The following is a 17,734-nucleotide window of genomic DNA, read 5'->3' on the forward strand; positions in this document are numbered from 1 at the left end:
CACAACATGACTTGGGATGAAAAAATTAAGGATTTTGAAATCTTTCTTCGCTTCGAAAGAAACTTTTCAGAAAACACGCTCGACGCGTACATTCGGGACATCAAAAAATTAAAAGAATACGCCGAAGAAGATCTGGAAAATGTAGGACCTGACGCCATTGCCTACGAAAATCTCCAGGAATACATCTTCAATTTATCCAAACAAAAATTCAGCGAACGGTCTCAGGCACGATGGATCTCTTCCATAAAAGCATTCTTCAGATATCTGGTGGAGGATGAGTTTCGTGAAGACAACCCTGCCACTCTGCTTGAGGGACCAAAATTGGGGCTTTATCTGCCGGATACCTTAAGTCTTCCGGACATCAACAAAATCATCAGCGCTATAGAATTGAATTCTGACCTCGGGAAGAGAAATCATTGCATTATTGAAGTGCTTTACGGCTGTGGGCTGCGCGTTTCGGAACTTATCGATCTGAAAATATCAAACATTAATTTCAGGGAGCATTATATTAAAGTAATAGGAAAAGGGAACAAAATACGCTTTGTTCCGTTGGCTGACTATACGGCAAAATTGCTAAAAAGCTACATTTCTGAAGTACGCTCAAAGATCAAAGTCGGAAAAAGACATGAAGACACCTTGTTTTTGAACACCAGGGGAACTTCGATGTCAAGGGTCATCGTATTTGTAATCATCAAAGAACTTACAGATAAAGCGGGGGTAAGCAAGAAAATTTCGCCCCATACTTTCCGCCATTCTTTTGCCACTCACCTGTTGCAGAACGGAGCGGATCTTCGCTACATCCAGGAAATGCTGGGCCACTCCAGTATTACAACAACGGAAATTTATACCCACCTGAAAACGGAAGAACTGCGGGATGTTATTTTACATTATCATCCCAGAAATATTAATACGGTCTAATGAAAATATTGAAATACTGCCCAAACTGCGGCAAAGAATCTCTACACTGGGACGGCGAAAAAAAATGGAGCTGCCCCAACTGCAACTTTACACTTTATAATAACGTCGCCGGTGCTGTGGCGGTCATTATACGGTTTGAAAACGAAATTTTTCTTACCCGAAGAAACAGGGATCCTAAAAAAGGAAAACTTGATCTGGCCGGAGGATTTGTCGATCCGCGGGAAAGTGCAGAAGAAGCCTGTAAAAGAGAACTCTTTGAAGAACTGCAGCTTGATGTTGATATTTCAAAATTAAAATACCTGACAAGTCTTCCCAATATTTATCAGTATAAGGAAATCGATTATCATACGATCGATCTGTTTTATGAATACAAGGTGTCGGAAAAATTCGAAGTCAATCTGGAACTGTCTGAAATATACGAAGCAGTATGGATTGATTTAAAAGAATTAAAACTCGAGGATCTTGCTTTTGATTCGCAGAAAAGATTTTTTGAAGGATACCTGAAGAATATCTAAAATAATTTAAAGAAATTCTCCCGCTGATTTAGAAAACACTATAAACTTCTAAATCAGCGGGAGTTTTTATTTTGCCGTCTTTTCTTCGATCAATACTTTTTCGTGGCAAGCACTTCATCAAAATACTTTATCAGCAGGGTTCTTTCTGCATCAGATAAATTGGCCTTGTCGTGATAGACGATATATCCGGGCATAGGCATTGTTTTATTTTGTATAGCCTGCACGGATTTCTCCAGCATGCTTTTTTTCAGATCATTGTTATAAGATTCCCAGACGGAAAAGTTGAGATGTTCCCGACCCTCATTTACATGGCTTTTAACCGACCATGAAACGGGAGCTACGTATGCATACTTCGGATACACCGTTTCATCCGAGTGACAGTCATAACAGGCCCCTTTAATAAGTTCCGAAACCTTCGGGGGTGTTTTTTGTGCATCTATAAAATTGGCCTTATGGTCTACCGGCCGGTTTGTTTTATCTGTCGGAATAAACTGGATAAGAGCAAATCCTATGAGGCACCAGAAAAGTACTTTTTTAAATGTTTTCATGATTACCGGGTGGGAGTCAATGATGAACTTCCTGTTTTAATGTCAGAACGGGATCCGTTGCCTATTGACGGTTGTATTTCGGTTTCGTCTATTTTGGGAGTACTCATTTTTGAAGTATCCAGAACTCTCGTGTCCTTGAGATCCCAGTTTTCGTTGCTGTCCCATAAAGGCCGCACAATGGCCGTTTTATAATAGATATAAGAATCTTCGGCAAATACATCATCTTGAAAATCAGCCTCATCCCAATGTTTATTTTCATTGGTATCGGCGAGTATCCTTACGATATATTCACCGGGTCTGAGGATATCAAACTTCACCTCATTTCCTTTCGTATATTTTTGGTAAAGGACTTTATCCGAAGGATCCAACAGCTGAATCCAATAACTTGAAGCCGGGGCATTTTCGAGCTTAAAGATTAGACTTCCGTAATTTTCAACTTTATCGACCTCAAAATCAAAGCGTTTTGACTGGTAATTCCTGGTATAAAAAGAAGAGACGGTTTCTTTAGGAACGGTAAGCTGGTATTTCTTACCTGAAACAAAATCTGCATTCACAATGATCTGATATGGGTTGGTATCAGAAATTTTAGCGGTAAAAGGCACCGTATTCAGGCTATCTCCTTCCGCTCTGAAGATCCATTTATCGCTATTGATCTTATTGATGTAATAGTTTGAGATGATTCTGAAGTCCTGTTTGGGAGCCAGCATTCCTCCGCCGTTATCGCTGTTTACATCCATGTTGTTTTTAGCGTTGTAACGATAGAAAAGAGAGGCGTTATAAAGGGTATCTTTTTTTGTTCCGGCATTATATCCGAATTTTAAATTCTCCACCGTGTTCTGCCCGATATTGCTTTTTACCGCATCAAACCAGATTCTTACCGTATCCGATTTCGGCGTATGGGTTACCTGGTAATCGGTAAGTTTCTCATTTTGTGATTTCACCCGTACACTGTCGGGCTTGCCTTCAAAAGCCATTAAAGCACCTCCCGGAGCTTCTTTCATTTCAAGATACCTCACAGGTTTCTTTGAGGGATACACTTTTAAATTCAGCCCTGAAATGGATTTCTCTATCACTACCGGATCTTTCTGAAAACCTACCTTTTCTTTTCCCTGATCAAAAATGGAATTTCCATTGGCATCATCAAAGGCAATAATCCGGTACTTGCCCGGTGCCAGATAATTCAGCTCGTAATAGCCGTCATCGTCAACCTTTGTAATATAATACGGTTTCTGCTTGTAATTCATGGTATCTTTTACCTGATACAGCCCTACAACAAGCTTATTTTCCGTTTCTTTTTTAATGGATAAGGCATCTCTCACTTCCCCGCTGATGTAAAGATCATCCAGTTTATCACCCGTAGAAAATGCAAAATTAAAATACCTTAAAACATTGTTTTCGTTATTATCCGCTATTGAATTACCAAAATTAAAATTATACGTCGTATTCGCCTGTAAAGTGTCTTTCCACTGGATCAGGACAAACTTGTTGGCGATATTGGAAGGTATGATTCTGGTAATATTCTGGATCGGCGGAGAAATGCTGAGGTTTTTGTAAATATCCTTCAACGTGATATATTCGTCGAAATCAATCCGCAATTCCTTAATATCTCTGGGAACATTAATTCGTGCACTGTCTATATTTGAGCTTAAAAATTTAGGAGCCAGCGTATCTTTCGGCCCGCCCACAGGCGATCCCACTCTTGCGCACGACTGCAAAAGAAAGCCAATGACCAATAATAAAAGAAGTCTTTTCATGAATATGTTTACGCAAAAATAAACATTATTCTCCATAAACTTCGCCATGACCTTTCAATGTATCTTTATCGTCACTCATTACACTGTGCAGTTTTTCTTTCTGGGGAGGAAAATCTTCAAACAGTCCGGAAAGGGCAAGTGCCGTGTACACCTTGCCGGAATATCTGTTTCCGATGGCAACGATGGTTACTTTTGATTTTAAAAGATGGGCAAAAACAGAGTTGGAACCATGCCACCAGCCATTGTGATACGTAAGCTTTTCACCGTTATCAAAAATTTTCATTCTGAACCCGAAACCGTAGTTATTCATTCCGAATTTTTCATTGCTGTAAGGGGTAAAAACCTGCTCCATGAGCTCTGGCTTTAAGAAATCTCTTGAAAACATGGCTTTGGAGAAATTATAGAGGTCTCTTGGGGTGGTGTACACGTTTTTGTCACCGTAAATAAGGTCAAGACGGTCCAAAGGATATAATTTTTTTCCGCCGTAATAAAATGACTGCGATGCGGTCGGAATATCTTTTTCCTGAAAGATGAAGGTATGCTTCATTTTCAGCGGATCAAAGACCATTTCTTTCATCGCCTGCGGAAAAGGTGTTTTGGTTACTTTCTCAATCAGCAGTGCCAGCAGTGCAAAATTCGTATTGCAGTACATAAACCCTGTGTCTGTTTCTCTGGCCAGATCAGGTTTGTATTTGATGAGCATATTCAAGACATCCTGATTTGTAATGAACGTTTTGGAAAGTTCGGAAGGTGCCGGCTGTATTTTGGTGATAAAATATTCATATTTCGGGAGGCCGCTTCTCTGGTCGAGCAAAGTCCTCACCGTCACATTAGGATACGGAAAACCCGGGAAAAATTTTGTAAGATGATCATCCAGGTTGATTTTTCCTGCTTCCACAAGTTTAAGCATGGCCATCGCCGTAAGCGTTTTTGAGACCGAGGCCACATGTAGCGGAGTGTCTTTTCCAATAGGATTCTGATTGCCATCTCGCGCAAACCCTCTGTAATTTTCATAGAGGATATCATCTCCTTTTGCGACCAGAATTCCACCGCTCAGATCGCCTCTTTCCCAGACCCTTTTGTAATACTGATCGATGTATCCTGCGAGGGATGCTTTATTGGGGACTTGACTGTCTTCTTTCGTGAAAACCTTGCTTAAATCTACATTTCCGTAATTGGGAAGGTTGGTCGTACTTTCAACGACATTTTCTTGATTTTCAGGTTTGTTTTTACAGGAAAAAAACGTTAAACAGGCAGTGATAACAAGTACAAAATTACGCATCCTCATGAATTTCAAAATGAGCGGCAATTTAATAAAACTCAAAATAATGAGTAAATATTGGCTCTACATTATGAATTATTTAACATAAAATATAACCCTTAGAATTTACTTCAAATAATGATCAGTGAATAGACGGAAAACTTTCTGAAAATTGAGCCACGATTTTATCAACGATCACCTGTGCGAGTTTTTCCTTACTTTGAATCGTCCATCCTGCGATGTGCGGAGTTACGATTGCTTTTTCGGACTCAAGAAGAAACTGCAGGTCCTCATTTTCATCTTCCAGCTTTTCGAAAGAAGACTTTTCGTATTCCAGGACATCAAGGCAAGCTCCTTTTACTTTACCTGCTTTTATTGCTTCTACGAGACTTTTGGTTTCTACATTTTTTCCTCTGGCAGTATTAACGAAATAAAAGTTGTTTTTCATTTCAGAAATGAAAGGCCCGTCGATGAGATTATACGATTCATCCGTCAGTGGAATATGAAGACTCAGAATCTCTGCGCGTTCCTGAAGTTCTTTCAAAGGAACCTGTGTGGCGTATTCATCCGAAAGTCCCGGAAGAATATCATGGAAAATCACAGTACAGCCAAACCCTGAAAGTCTCTTCGCCGTGGCTTTCCCCATATTGCCGTAACCGATAAGGCCCACCGTTTTACCCAGCAGTTCATCGCCCCTGTTTTCTTCTCTCAGCCAGATGCCGTTTTTCACTTCCTGAGAGGCAATGAAGAGGCGGTTCATGAGGATCAACAGCATTCCTACAACATGTTCTGCAACAGAATCCCGGTTTCCTTCCGGAGAATTGATGAGCTGAATCCCAAGCCTTTCAGCCACAGAAATATCAATATTTTCCATGCCCGCTCCTACTCTTGCAATGAATTTGAGGTTTTTTGCTCTTTCTAAAAAGCTTTTATCTAAAGGAATTCTGCTTCTGATGATAATCCCGTCGTAATTTTGGATTTTATGGCAAACCTCATCATACGAGGACGTAAAATCCTCTTCAAGAATGAAATTTTTAGCCAAAAGCTGTTCCGTAATTAAATGGTGGTTTTTATCGAGAAGCAATATTTTCATGGAAGACATTATTCATTATATTTGTGATGCAAAGTTAAGGCACAAGCTTGTACAAAATACTTTTGCCAGATAGAATTTTTCAATTGATTTATGAAATCACATAAAATTATTTTTGCCGTTTCCATAATGCTTCTTTTGCTATATGTCATTATTTTGTCCGTAAAATTTCATTCCGTCAACGAGATCATACCGATTCATTATTCAGGAACAGGAGCCGACGGTTTTGGCAGTAAAAACTTCCTATGGCTTTCGGTAGGGATCAATGCGATTCTTTTATGCCTTTTTGCATTGCCTGTATTTTTCCCTGAAAAAATGTTTAGGGATAAAGGAAATTACCTGGAAAAAGATATGGGTTCAGCAATAAAAAACCGACAAATATTTCTGTCGGTTCTATCTGTAATAATAACATTGATTTTTTGCGGACTCTCGCTAAAAGAAATTATTTAATTTTATTTCAGGATAAAAATAGTTAAATGCTTCAGTATATCCCGCTGATTAAACAGATTGAGCAGATTTTAGCTTATTGTAACCAGCCTTTGATCATTTCTTTTTTAACAACCTATTATTTAGGCACTTCCTGGAAAAGCTTTTTAAGTTCAATCGATTCGGATGGCTTCATTCTTCCGGAGAGGATCAGGGAAAGTTCTTTTCTTCTCAGGGCAGCGGCATATCTTTCTTTTTCGAGGTCTGTTTCGGGTTCCATTTCCGGAATCGGGATCGGGCGGTTAAATTCGTCTACCGCTACAAAAGTGTAGATCCCTTTGTTGGTCTGAATTTTTTTATGATTGATTGGATCGTCGAGCCATACATCCACATAAATCTCCATGGAAGTGGAAAACGCTCTGGAAACTTTAGATTCCATAACGACAATTCCGCCCTCGGGAATCGGGTGATCAAATGATACATGATTCACGGAAGCCGTTACGACCCTTCTCTCACAATGTCTTGTTGCGGAAATCGACGCACAACGGTCCATCCTTGCCAGCAACTCGCCTCCGAAGAGGTTCCTCAGCTGGTTAGTATCGTTGGGAAGTACGATATTCGTCATTACCGTCAGGGATTCTGACGCTTTTTTTATTTTTGCCATTTCTTCTTAGTGTTATATAAAGGGGTCTTTGCTTTTACGGCATGGTTTGATGCGGGCTGAATGTTCTGTCTGACCACAGAGTCTTTTCTCAGGGAATCTTTTTTCAGAGAATCCGAGGGTACCGGCAGGATCACTTTCTTTGCTTTTAGCGTATTATTAGGGATTCTGTGCGTTGTGGTCTGTACGGAGACCTGAGCGGGATCAAAGGATTTTTTCCCAAACAGAAGTTCCTGCTGTGTAAACGCTACATATAATATTCCCGCAACAGGAATAATCACCAGGAAAGCCCATAGAATGGATTTATTAAACCGGTAATCCTTTTCAGATTTGCTTGCAGTCGTTTGAGATTCTTTATTGTTGATATCTGAAAATCTGATTTCCTCCAGTCCATAAAAATCAGGATGATCCGACTGAAGACGATTTCCTTTGAAATGGGTTTCGCCGTCTTCAATAAAAATCGTACCCAGGCCCTGGATCTCAAGCATCTGATCTGCCTGAAGTTTTTTCTTCCAGAAATCGGTCTGAATCTGAAGGTCTGTTTTGGAGGCCTCCACCGTCATCTGTTTGTGTCCGGCAATAAAAGCAGCCAAATCATCAGACTGCACCCGATAGTCCGGAGCGTATACAATTTTACTTGCCGGAGGAAGAATGCTCCCATTTTCGGAATTGATAACGGCTTTGGATTTTTCCAGTGAAAACACCCCAAAATCCGGAACGGTAACGTTGCCGAACTGTTTTAAATATTCTAAAATGTAAGCTGAGATATTCATTTGGCAGCAAATTTATGACTTTTTCATGACTTTTGGCGTATGAGATCATCAGGGAACCAAATTTGTCTCCTGAAGATTATTGCGTAAGAATAACCGCTACCCTAGCCCTGATAGAAACGGCATCCTTTTGGGTTGCAGAGGGAAAAAGCGGTGGCCGCAACCCAAAAGATACAGTGGATAGCAGGATCAGCTCCTAAAAAACAAAAAGGCCGCCGGAGCAGCCTTAATCTAACTTTACTTTTTACTATAATTATTTCAATATAGCCTGATGAATTACTGAATTTTCCAGCTGATGCCAAACATAAAGTTGGTTCCGGCCTGGGAAAAATAGTATGGAGAGCCATCGTAAACCGCCCCGTTGTTTACATATTTCCTGTTGAAAATATTATTAACCAGGAGCTTGAGTGCGATGTCATTATGATGGATTTTGAATTGGTACTGGGCATTAAAATCGGTAAGGAAGTAGTCTTTCAGCTGCAGATTCCGGTCTTCGGAATTGTCGAGATACTGCTCTCCGACATATTGATTGGTGAGGGCAAACTGGAAGCTTTCATCAGGATTAAACCTGATTCCCAGGTTGGCGATTACATCCGGGGAAAAGGAAATCTGAGTGTTCCCAAGATCCTGCACCCCGTCTTTATTTTCCACTTTAAAATCTAAATTCCGGTTGTTGCTAAAACTTACATTTCCTGTTAGCTCCCATTGTTTGGAAAGTTTGGCCAGAGCGCCCAGTTCGATCCCGCTGCGGAAGCTTTTCCCCGAATTGGTCCTGATGAAAGCGCCTACATTATTCAGTTCGCCATTCAGGACAAGCTGGTTGACGTAGTACATATAATATAAGTTGGCGGTAAAAGATACGGGTCCGAACTGTCTTTCAAAGCCCGCTTCGAAATCGTGCAGCTTTTCGGCTTTTACATCGTTGTTGGCGAGAAGGTCGTCGCGGTTGGGCTCTCTGTGGGCATGGGCGTAGGAAACAAATATTTTTCCGTTCCCTATTTTATAATTCACTCCGAGTTTCGGGTTGAAAAAGAGCCAGTTTTTATCAAGGTTAGCCCCTTCATCGTCACCGGAAGTGACAATTTTCGTGTTGTAATCTACATTTCTTAGTTGCAGGTCTCCGAAAAACTCGAAATCATTTACCCTGACCAGGGCTTTTGCAAAACCTGAAACTTCGTTTTTTACCGAACGGTTTCTGTAATATTCATGCTCATCGATCTGCGGAAGGAAAACCCCGGTAACATTACCGAAATGTCTTCCGTAGTACTGGTTGGCCACGGCTCCGAAGTTCACGTCCACTATTCCAAGTTTCCCGTATAGGGTGGATACGATACCATAGAAATCATTATTCAGCCATTTTTTTCTGATAAAGTCTGAATATTCTTCACCATTAAAATCCGGCAGATTGTATCTGGCAAACGGATCGCCCTGCTTATAATTTTCGTAATAGCCTTTTCCTTTGGTGTAATGGAAAGTTGTCTCCAGGTTCCATTTGTCATTAAACTTCTGCTGCCAAAGCAACTGATAGTGGTTCTGGCGGTAGTTGTCGGTTTCATTATCGTAGAAGCCTACAATATTTTCCCAATTGGCATCATAAATCGCTCCTGAATAATTAAACTTAGGATCAGTTTCCCAGGTTTTCCTGTCGATTCCGTTCCAGGCCTGGTAGGTTTTCTCTTTACCACCGAAAGCCATCAGGCGGATTCTCGTATTGCCTTCTTCATACAAGGCTGTAAAGTTGTAAGAATTCAGCTTTGAAAAAGCCCTGTCGATATACCCGTCGGAATTGATATGCGTATACCTTCCCATTACCGAAAGACGGTTTCCCCAGAATTTCCCGGAACCGATTTCAGCGGAATATTTATAGGTATTAAAAGAACCGTAGCTGTCGTCTGTTTTTACGTAGAATTTATCTTCAGGATCTTTTGAAAGCACGTTGATGCTTGCTCCAAAAGCTGCGGAACCGTTATTGGATGTTCCCACACCGCGCTGAATAACAATTTGCGATGCCGAACTCGTAAGGTCCGGAACATTGACAAAGAACGTACCCTGGCTTTCAGAATCGTTATATGGCACCCCATTCATCATGACATTGATGCCGCTTCCGGAGACCCCGCGGATCCTGAAACCGGTGTAGCCGACTCCGTTTCCCGCATCGGAAGTTGAAATGATGGAGGTCTGGTTTTTAAGAAGAATCGGCAGATCCTGCCCCAGGTTTTTACTGTCTAAATCTCTCTGAACGTTGATAATCTCTTTCGCAACAGGAAGTCTTTTGGTGAAATTAACAGCTTCAATTTCCTTGATTTTGAGGGAGTCGCTGTTCTGTGCCTGGATAAAGGCAAACGATCCTACGGTGAGGCCTAAAAAAAATAATCCTTTCATTCTATAAATTTTAACATTTAATGAATAAAAGGGGCGGATTAAATTAATGTACCAATTTATTAATTTAACAGTCTAGCAATAATTGTACATTGGTACACTGTTATATGGTTACATTTTTAATTTCCCTAAACGGCATTACCCGTTCCAGGTTCATTGGGTATAATCTCAGCTTGCTAAAGCACCCCTTTATATCTGCTGCAAAACTACAAAAATATTGTCAGAGATCACTTACAGACGCACATCAATTTGTATTATTTCTCAAATACCCCTGTTTTTTGACGGCTGTATTTAATAAGTCCTGTTTTTTGAGTCGATATAATAATAATTTTTGCCGTCTTTGGAAACATCGAACATTTTTCCGAGCTTCCAGCTGAAATTGCGCTTGATGTCATTATATTCAAAAGGAATGATGACCCTGTTGCGCACATCAATAACCCCGAACATATTATCTTTGGATGCAATGATCATGGGATTGGCTACATCATCACCTTCGAGGATAAACAGGTAATCGTATTGAGGATAGATCTGGAACTGCTTATAATCGGCAGGATCTTTAAAGGTAGCCTTTTCAATAATTCCGTAGAAACCGTTTAAGACGTACGCCTGGTAAAGCTGTTGCGTATATTCTTTATGTACGCACTTTCCCAGGTCTTCCTGTTTAAAACGATACACCTTTTTCCCTTTTTGATCCACTCTGTAGGAAATTTCGTTCTTTTCCACAGTGGCGTAATCTGCCGTTCCAAATTTGCGGAGCTTTTCATCCGGAGAATTAAGCAGATTGCAGTCTTCATAAAAGAAAACTGCGATATGATATTCGGGCGGGATAATGAACTTTCCCTTTTGGTCGATATATCCGAAATTACCGTCTTTCTTCTTTGGAATCAGAAGCGGCAGCTCTTCATTTACAACTGGCAGGACAATTTCTTTAGCCGCCACCGCTTTCTTTTTTACCGGCGCTTTTTTCGGGGCGGCTTTCTGTGAGAAAACAGCTGCCGAAATACAAACGCAGATCATCTGGATTATTTTTTTTATTCCCATACTGCCTGCAAAAATACGTTGAAAAATAGAAATTATAAAACTCATATTTATAAAGAATCTAAATAATATAGCCCCTACAAAATATTAAAAATTCGTACTTTTGGGAACATTTACAATTGTTTGATAATTTTAAAACGTTTTTGAGATATGACATTTGATATCGATATGATCAAAAAAGTGTACGAGCGTTACCCTGAGCGGATTGCAGCTGCAAGACAGATCGTGGGAAAACCTCTTACATTATCAGAAAAAATATTATACACTCACCTTTGGGAAGGCAATGCCACACAGGCTTATGAAAGAGGAAATTCTTATGTAGACTTCGCACCGGACAGAGTAGCCATGCAGGATGCCACGGCACAAATGGCGCTTCTGCAGTTTATGCAGGCCGGGAAAACCAAAGTTGCGGTTCCTTCAACCGCTCACGCAGATCACCTTATCCAGGCAAAGGTAGGTGCTGATAAAGATTTACAGGAAGGTATCAATAAAAACTCGGAAGTATTCAACTTTTTGAGTTCTGTTTGCGACAAATACGGAATCGGTTTCTGGAAGCCGGGAGCCGGGATCATCCACCAGGTTGTGCTTGAAAACTATGCATTCCCGGGCGGAATGATGATCGGAACCGACTCTCACACGGTAAATGCCGGAGGGCTAGGAATGGTAGCCATCGGTGTAGGAGGTGCCGATGCAGTAGACGTAATGGCAGGGATGGCATGGGAACTTAAAATGCCTAAGCTTATCGGAGTAAAACTTACCGGAAAAATGTCAGGATGGACTTCTGCAAAAGATGTTATCCTTAAAGTAGCAGGGATCCTTACCGTAAAAGGTGGTACAGGATGCATCGTAGAATATTTCGGTGAAGGGGCAGAGTCTCTTTCCGCAACAGGAAAAGGAACCATCTGTAACATGGGTGCTGAAATCGGTGCTACGACTTCTACTTTCGGATATGATGATTCCATGAGAAGATATCTTGCTTCTACCGGAAGACAGGATGTTGTGGATGCTGCAGACCAGATCGCTGAACACTTAACGGGTGATGCTGAAGTATATGCAAACCCTGAACAATATTTCGACCAATTAATAGAAATCAACCTTTCTGAGCTTACGCCTCACTTAAACGGGCCTTTCACTCCGGACTTGGCAACGCCTGTTTCTGAATTCAGAGCAAAAGCGGAAGCTAACGGATGGCCTTTAGAAGTAGAATGGGCTTTGATCGGATCTTGTACCAACTCTTCTTATGAAGATTTATCAAGAGCCGCTTCTATCGTGGAAGATGCCGTTGCCAAAGGCGTAAAACCTAAAGCAATCTTAGGGATCAACCCAGGTTCGGAACAGGTAAAATATACTGCCGAAAGAGACGGATTCTTAGACTCTTTCAGAAAATTCGAAAATGCCAGAATCTTTACCAACGCTTGCGGACCATGTATCGGACAGTGGGACAGAGAAGGTGCTGAAAAAGGAGAGAAAAACTCCATCATTCACTCTTTCAACAGAAACTTTGCGAAAAGAGCAGATGGTAACCCAAATACGCACGCTTTCGTAGCTTCCCCTGAAATGGTAGCTGCTGTAGCGATTTCCGGAAGATTAGATTTTAACCCAATCACAGATACTTTAACCAACGAAGCCGGTGAGCAGATCAAATTAGACGAGCCGAAAGGTTCCGAATTACCTGCCAAAGGTTTTGCGGTAGAAGACGCAGGATACCAGGCACCATCTGAAGACGGATCTCATGTTACGGTAAATGTCAGCCCGACTTCAGACAGACTTCAGCTATTGGAAGAATTCCCGGCTTGGGACGGAAGAAATATTTCAGGCGCGAAAGTACTGATCAAAGCATTCGGAAAATGTACGACTGACCACATTTCTATGGCGGGACCATGGTTGAAATACAGAGGTCACTTAGACAACATTTCCAACAACATGCTGATCGGTGCGGTAAACGCTTACAACATGGAAACCAATAAGGTGAAAAACCAGCTTACCGGTGAATACGGTGAAGTTCCTGCGGTACAGAGAGCTTACAAAGCAGCTGGTGTTCCGTCGATTGTGGTAGGAGACCAGAACTACGGTGAAGGATCTTCAAGAGAGCACGCGGCAATGGAACCGAGACACCTTGGCGTAAAAGCAGTATTGGTAAAATCATTTGCAAGAATCCACGAAACCAACCTTAAGAAACAAGGGATGCTTGGATTGACGTTTGCCAATGAAGCCGATTACGATAAAGTACAGGAAGACGACACCGTTAACTTCCTTGATCTTGAGCAGTTTGCTCCGGGGAAACAGCTTACTTTGGAATTCGTTCACGCAGACGGAACCAAAGATATCGTGATGGCCAACCACACGTACAATGATCAGCAGATCGAATGGTTTAAAGCAGGTTCTGCATTAAACCTGATTAAGCAACAAGAGAAAAATTAATTGTTAGATTTAATTAATCATAGAAAAAGAGGCTGTCCTAATAGTTGGGCAGTCTCTTTTTTTTGCATGAAAATCGAATAAGTAATTTTTTGCTCCGGAGGAGCAATATCTGTGTAGCAGAAAAAATAGAATGTCGCAGGCACGCCAGAGGTGTGCTATAATAAGATAGAACTCCTATGGAGTTCCTGTATTATAAACAACTGATCAAGTTCTACACAGCTATTGCTAAGGAGCAAATCCTCGCTTTGCTATAAAATCACTAATTACATCAGATAAAGTCTCAGCGATGACAAAACCTATCCGGACTTTTAGGACAGCTTCCTTTATTTGAGGCGGGTCAGCAAATTCATCCTGTAGTTCTCCCCTATCGGGATTTCATGGTCAGGGTTAATGATGATCTTTTTAGTGCCGATGTTTTTAATCTGGCTCATATTAATAATAAAAGACTTATGAATTCTTACAAAAGAGCTTTCCGGAAGCTGCTGTTCCATCGACTTTAAGGTATCTAAGACAATAAACTCTTCCTCCAGGGTCTTTATATTCACATAATCCCTGATACTTTCAATATAAAGGATATCTTCAAAGGTGATCCGGTGCTGCTTTCCTGAAGCTTTTACAAAGAAATGGCTTTGCTCCTGCTTACCCAATGAAAAACGTTCCTGCGCCTTCAAAGCACTTTTGCGAAAACGTTCAAGAGAAATGGGCTTCAGGAGATAATCTACGATATGGTGTTCATAGCCTTCCAGCGCATATTCGGAATAGGCGGTCGTCAACACATATTTCACCTTATCGCCAAGGATCTTCATGAAATTGATCCCGGTAAGTTCCGGCATCTGGATATCCAGAAACACAAGATCACACGCATTATGCTGAATATACTCCAACGCTTCAATGGGATTTTCAGAGGAAAAGACCAGCTCGAGGAAAGGGATTTCCCTTACATAATTTTCCAGCAGGGAGATGGCCAGCGGCTCGTCATCGACAATAATACATTTAATTGTTTTCATCTCCCAGATCAATTTTTAAATCAACGATAAATTCCGTTTCGGAGCTTTTGATCTCCAGCAAATATTTCCCGGGGTACAGGATATCCAGTCTTTTTCTTACATTTTCGATACCGATCCCCGACAGCGTATCTTTCATCTTTTCTCTTTTATAATTTAAAAGGTAAAAGCGAAGTATCCTGTCTTCATCAGAGATCTTCATATCAAAACCTTTATTCCTGAAATCACCGTGTTTAAAAGCATTTTCAACAAATGGAACCAGGATCATCGGTGAGATGCTGAGATTCGGATGAAGGATTTTCTTTTCCAGGACCAGCAGTTCCGGGTTTTTAATCCTGAGTTTTTCCAGCGCCATCAGGCTTTCGATATAGCCGATTTCTTTTTCCAGAGCAATCCGGTCTTCACCGAGGTCTTTTGTACTGTACCTGAGGAGCCGGCTCAGCTCTTCGATGGCGGGGAGGGCATTATCCGACTTCTGGTAGACCAGGGAATAGATATTATTTAAAGAATTAAATATAAAATGAGGGTTGATCTGGGTTTTCAGCGCCTGAAGCTCTGCCGTTTTCCGGGCCTCGATAAGCTGAGACTTTTCTTCTTCTGCAATGAGGGAATATTTAAAGAACCAAAAGGTCGTGCTGATAAAGATCGTGGTGCTGCTGTAAAAAATATTGTCGAAGAAATAATAGCCGAAACCGGTATCCTCCGAATAATTCCTGATACCGAAATAGGTTGGCAGAAACCACTCTTCTGCAAAATACCTTACCAGTACAAAAGAACTTACACTGAGGAAAAAAGCAAAAAAGGACTTATAGATCTTGTCGGCATCAAAAAACCTGGGAACGACAATAAAATAGTTGACGTAGAAACAGGTGATGCTGGTGATAAAGAAGGTGATATTAAACAGAGTACCATTGGAATGAAACACAAAATAAGGAATCAGCACCGCCCCGGTAATATAGATGATCCAGAAGAAGATATGCAGATATAGCAGCTTATTGTTTTTCATACCGCAAAAATAGATTTTCTATGAACATGCACGCTGTTTTTTCGATAAACCCTCCATTTTTTCCGATGAGTTTATTTTGCCCATGTTTTGGGCCGGTTGGTCGAAACGGCATTTCGTCTTCTGGCCACAAGCAATAATTTTGTCAGCAACAGGACAGCCTATTATTAACCTCAATCCCTATTTATGAAAACAGTACTCTATACATTTCTCGTTTGTTTATCAGCCTTCATGACCGCTCAGAAAAAGCCGGCGGAATATTTCCCCGATCCCAAAGCAAAAGTGCTCGTCGTAGGATCCTTCCATTTCGATTATCCGAATCTCGATGCCCACAAGACTGAGAAAGGCGATCAGGTAGACGTGCTGTCTCCGAAAACGGCAAAAGAAGTCACGGAGCTTGTGAATTATATTAAAAAGTTCAGGCCGACCAAAATTGCCATCGAAGCATTCCCGAACTGGAATGCCAACCAGAAGCTGAAAGAATACAACGAAGGAAAGTACGCCGATAAAAGGGACGAGCGCTACCAGCTGGCCATGCGTATTGCGAAAGAGCTTAAGATCAACGAGCTCTATAGCGTCGATGCCAACTCTGTGCTGGATGACCTGCAGGAAAGATTCGGGAAGACCGATTCCCTGTATTTTAATAACCTGAGTGCCGAATACGACTTTCAGAGCGATGATCCTGTTTCAAAACAATACGATGCTTTCTTTAAAAGCTCGGAGCCGAAAAACTTCAGATCGCTGCTGGACCTTTTCAAATATATGAACGGGAAAGAATACCATCAGCATGAATACGGAGCATACCTGATTGGCGATTTTAAGCTGAGAGCACATGACGGTGCCGATATGCTGGCCCTGTACTGGTACGACAGAAACCTGAGAATCTTCAGAAATATTCAGAATATCCCGCATGGTCCGGAAGACCGGTTGCTGGTCATCGTCGGCAATGGACACGCCTCTGTTCTGAGACAGCTATTCACATCATCGCCTGATTTTAATTATACAGAATTTGATTCTTTGAAATAAGACTGTACACAGAAAACTTACCGTACCATTAAAGAATTTAACCATACTTACCATGAAAACAATACATATCACCACGTTCCTTCTTGCCTTTGCCATTTCTTTCCAGGCCCAGACGTTTCAGTTTAAAGATAAATTAGACGATGCCGTTCCTGTTTTAAACATCGCTACCTTTCACATGGGCAGTACTTCTGATGCAAACACGACCGAATTTGATGAGCACAACGCAGAGAATAAAAGAAGGATCCATGAAATCGCCGCGGAGATCGCCGCATTCAGGCCGACCATTATCGTGGTGGAGGACCTTCCGGAAAACAACGCTGCTCTTCAGAAAGACTACCAGGAATACCTTCAAAATCCGGAAAAGCAATACAAAAACCCGGGGGAGATCGAGCTGCTGGCCTACGAAATCGGCAGGCTGTCCGGTACGTCTAAAATTTTCGGTATCGATTATAAAGAAGGATACGACTACAGCCTGTACTATCATCTCAAGAATAAACGGGACGACGCCACCTATCAGCAATATGGCGCACTCGTGGATGCCGCTGAGAAAAAATACCCCGAGGATAAAATGACCTTCCGCGAGCTGTTTAAACTCAACAATCATCCGCAGATGCTGGATATGCTGATCAACATCAATGCAGACATGCTCACTTACGTTTCCACAAAAGACGGGAACGAAGGGGCTGACGAGGCCGCTAAAATGTATCACCGGAACCTCGTGATGTTTTCGAACTTCAATAAGATCAGCGTCAGTAAAAACGACCGTATCGTCCTGCTCATGGGAGGTACCCACACCGCCTTTTTCATGGATTTCCTGAAGAGAAGCCCTAAATACAAACCCGAATCTGTTTTAAAGTATATAAAATAAAGCTTAACCCCTGTAACAAAAAACATTTTCGTGCGTCTAACCTGGTACGACA

The 17,734-nt window shown here is 41.4% G+C and carries 16 protein-coding genes; 6 read left to right on the top strand and 10 right to left on the bottom strand.

Translation table 11 applies throughout. The annotated features are described in order from the left end of the window. Nucleotides 1-6 precede the first annotated feature (6 nt). Together xerD and AC0N32_RS00365 are read left to right on the top strand one after the other, a co-directional pair. Entirely contained in the window at nt 7-918 is a 912-nt protein-coding gene (gene xerD / locus AC0N32_RS00360; protein WP_476391899.1) for a site-specific tyrosine recombinase XerD, read from the top strand. Continuing rightward, the gene (locus AC0N32_RS00365; protein ID WP_476391900.1) at nt 918-1,433 is read left to right on the top strand and encodes an NUDIX hydrolase; all 516 of its coding nucleotides are present in this window, start codon (nt 918-920) and stop codon (nt 1,431-1,433) included. Before xerD ends, AC0N32_RS00365 begins: the two co-directional genes overlap by 1 nt. A gap of 89 nt (nt 1,434-1,522) precedes the next feature. Here AC0N32_RS00365 and AC0N32_RS00370 read toward each other — a convergent pair whose 3' ends face one another. The 4 genes from AC0N32_RS00370 to AC0N32_RS00385 all read right to left on the bottom strand — a co-directional run bounded on the left by AC0N32_RS00370 (nt 1,523) and on the right by AC0N32_RS00385 (nt 6,089). Continuing rightward, the gene (locus AC0N32_RS00370) at nt 1,523-1,981 is read right to left on the bottom strand and encodes a heme-binding domain-containing protein (protein WP_476391901.1); all 459 of its coding nucleotides are present in this window, start codon (nt 1,979-1,981) and stop codon (nt 1,523-1,525) included. Between the two features lie 2 nt (nt 1,982-1,983). Further along, nucleotides 1,984-3,735, bottom strand: a complete 1,752-nt coding sequence (locus AC0N32_RS00375) for an Ig-like domain-containing protein (protein WP_476391902.1) — start codon at nt 3,733-3,735, stop codon at nt 1,984-1,986. Nucleotides 3,736-3,760: 25 nt separating this feature from the next. Next, a complete protein-coding gene (locus tag AC0N32_RS00380) occupies nt 3,761-5,023 on the bottom strand; it encodes a serine hydrolase domain-containing protein (RefSeq protein WP_476392655.1) in 1,263 nt (420 codons plus the stop codon). A 115-nt stretch (nt 5,024-5,138) separates the two neighbouring features. Beyond that, complete coding sequence (locus tag AC0N32_RS00385) at nt 5,139-6,089, bottom strand: 2-hydroxyacid dehydrogenase (RefSeq protein WP_476391903.1); 951 nt, start codon at nt 6,087-6,089, stop codon at nt 5,139-5,141. 90 nt (nt 6,090-6,179) lie between these two features. Here AC0N32_RS00385 and AC0N32_RS00390 point away from each other — a divergent pair, with 90 nt between their 5' ends. Further along, nucleotides 6,180-6,536 (top strand): hypothetical protein, encoded by a 357-nt coding sequence (locus tag AC0N32_RS00390; protein WP_476391904.1) that lies wholly within the window; start codon nt 6,180-6,182, stop codon nt 6,534-6,536. Between the two features lie 115 nt (nt 6,537-6,651). Here AC0N32_RS00390 and AC0N32_RS00395 read toward each other — a convergent pair whose 3' ends face one another. The 4 genes from AC0N32_RS00395 to AC0N32_RS00410 form a co-directional block, all read right to left on the bottom strand. After that, nucleotides 6,652-7,176 (bottom strand): acyl-CoA thioesterase, encoded by a 525-nt coding sequence (locus AC0N32_RS00395; protein ID WP_476391905.1) that lies wholly within the window; start codon nt 7,174-7,176, stop codon nt 6,652-6,654. Further along, a complete protein-coding gene (locus AC0N32_RS00400; protein ID WP_476391906.1) occupies nt 7,164-7,946 on the bottom strand; it encodes a hypothetical protein in 783 nt (260 codons plus the stop codon). Before AC0N32_RS00400 ends, AC0N32_RS00395 begins: the two co-directional genes overlap by 13 nt. Nucleotides 7,947-8,219: 273 nt before the next feature. Continuing rightward, nucleotides 8,220-10,325 (bottom strand): TonB-dependent receptor, encoded by a 2,106-nt coding sequence (locus AC0N32_RS00405; protein WP_476391907.1) that lies wholly within the window; start codon nt 10,323-10,325, stop codon nt 8,220-8,222. Between the two features lie 288 nt (nt 10,326-10,613). After that, nucleotides 10,614-11,408 carry a WG repeat-containing protein gene (locus tag AC0N32_RS00410; RefSeq protein WP_476391908.1) on the bottom strand — a complete coding sequence of 265 codons (795 nt, stop codon included), beginning with the start codon at nt 11,406-11,408 and terminating at the stop codon, nt 10,614-10,616. Nucleotides 11,409-11,510: 102 nt separating this feature from the next. On the opposite strand from AC0N32_RS00410, the gene AC0N32_RS00415 reads away from it, so the two are divergent. After that, complete coding sequence (locus AC0N32_RS00415) at nt 11,511-13,781, top strand: aconitate hydratase (RefSeq protein WP_476391909.1); 2,271 nt, start codon at nt 11,511-11,513, stop codon at nt 13,779-13,781. 323 nt (nt 13,782-14,104) lie between these two features. Here AC0N32_RS00415 and AC0N32_RS00420 read toward each other — a convergent pair whose 3' ends face one another. Both AC0N32_RS00420 and AC0N32_RS00425 read right to left on the bottom strand, forming a co-directional pair. Continuing rightward, the gene (locus AC0N32_RS00420) at nt 14,105-14,788 is read right to left on the bottom strand and encodes a LytR/AlgR family response regulator transcription factor (RefSeq protein WP_476391910.1); all 684 of its coding nucleotides are present in this window, start codon (nt 14,786-14,788) and stop codon (nt 14,105-14,107) included. Further along, nucleotides 14,775-15,791 carry a sensor histidine kinase gene (locus AC0N32_RS00425; RefSeq protein WP_476391911.1) on the bottom strand — a complete coding sequence of 339 codons (1,017 nt, stop codon included), beginning with the start codon at nt 15,789-15,791 and terminating at the stop codon, nt 14,775-14,777. The genes AC0N32_RS00420 and AC0N32_RS00425 overlap by 14 nt, the downstream gene beginning before the upstream one ends. Before the next feature lie 183 nt (nt 15,792-15,974). On the opposite strand from AC0N32_RS00425, the gene AC0N32_RS00430 reads away from it, so the two are divergent. Then, nucleotides 15,975-16,814, top strand: a complete 840-nt coding sequence (locus AC0N32_RS00430; protein WP_476391912.1) for a DUF5694 domain-containing protein — start codon at nt 15,975-15,977, stop codon at nt 16,812-16,814. Nucleotides 16,815-16,866: 52 nt separating this feature from the next. Then, the gene (locus AC0N32_RS00435) at nt 16,867-17,682 is read left to right on the top strand and encodes a DUF5694 domain-containing protein (RefSeq protein ID WP_476391913.1); all 816 of its coding nucleotides are present in this window, start codon (nt 16,867-16,869) and stop codon (nt 17,680-17,682) included. Nucleotides 17,683-17,734 lie beyond the last annotated feature (52 nt).

It is taken from the genome of Chryseobacterium endophyticum, assembly GCF_056333165.1.